This window comes from Tritonibacter sp. SIMBA_163, from assembly GCF_046535935.1.
GTDB classification, from domain to species: Bacteria; Pseudomonadota; Alphaproteobacteria; order Rhodobacterales; family Rhodobacteraceae; genus Epibacterium; species Epibacterium scottomollicae.
On record NZ_JAWJBP010000072.1, the window covers coordinates 1 to 1,039 of the forward strand.

1 protein-coding gene is annotated in these 1,039 nt (G+C 59.4%); it reads left to right on the plus strand.

Annotation, left to right across the window (positions count from 1 at the left end; genetic code table 11):
• Positions 1–64: 64 nt before the first annotated feature.
• Positions 65–997 carry an IS5 family transposase gene (locus tag R0J92_RS21430; protein WP_411053123.1) on the plus strand — a complete coding sequence of 311 codons (933 nt, stop codon included), beginning with the start codon at positions 65–67 and terminating at the stop codon, positions 995–997.
• Positions 998–1,039: the final 42 nt, after the last annotated feature.

A 1,039-nucleotide genomic window follows, 5' to 3' on the forward strand; every position in this document is an offset into this window, starting at 1 on the left:
GGCTTTGTTGCACAAATGGCATGAGGGATTCACTGTTTAAATCCAGTGGGGGTAGCAATGGAGCATGAGCAGTTGGTCCCCTACGACGTACAAGACCAGGAACTGGCCTTCGTACAACATGGCGCTGAAGCAGCGCGGTTCGCTATCAATCTGGTTCGATCCCGAGATGTCGTGGCATGCGCCGCCGACAGGCAAGCGGGGGCGTCAGCCCGAGTTCAGCGACGCAGCGATCCAGGTTTGCCTGACGATGAAGGTGCTGTTTGGCATGCCCCTCCGGCAAACCACCGGGTTCGTCGAAAGCTTGCTTGGACTGGTTGGACTGGACTGGAAAGTTCCAGACTTCAGCACCCTGTGTCGCCGCCAGAAGACACTAAACGTCGCCATCCCTTACCGCGGCGGCGAGGGGCCTCTGCGCTTGTTGATTGATGCGACCGGGATCAAGGCCGAAGGTGAAGGCGAGTGGAACGCGCGCAAGCATGGCGGGAGCAAAAAACGCCTGTGGCGCAAGCTCCATCTCGGCATGGACGAGGAAACACTGGAGATCCGCGCGGTTGGGGTCACCACAAGCAATGTCGGAGATGCATCCATGCTGCCTGACCTGCTGCAACAAATACCACCGGGTCAAGAGATCGCCGCCGTCACTGCTGATGGGGCCTATGACACGCGCAGATGCCATAATGTGATCGCGGCCCGGGGAGCCGCCGCCATCATCCCTCCGCGCAAGAATGCGCAGCTTTGGAAGCCAACGACAGCGGGCGCCATCGCGCGAAACGAAGCCGTGAGGGCCTGCAAGTATCTTGGACGAGCACTCTGGCGAAAATTGACTGGCTATCACCGCCGAAGCCGCGTCGAAACCAAGATGAACTGCGTAAAACTCCTCGGCCAAGGCCTCATGGCGAGGGACTTCGACCGGCAGGTTGCGGAGCTCCAAGTCCGGATCGCGGTGCTCAATCGCTACACCGCTCTTGGCATACCCATCACAGAGCCCGTAGGATAAGTCCGTCTGGGGAAAGGGGAAGCCAGCTCAAAACCTGATTTG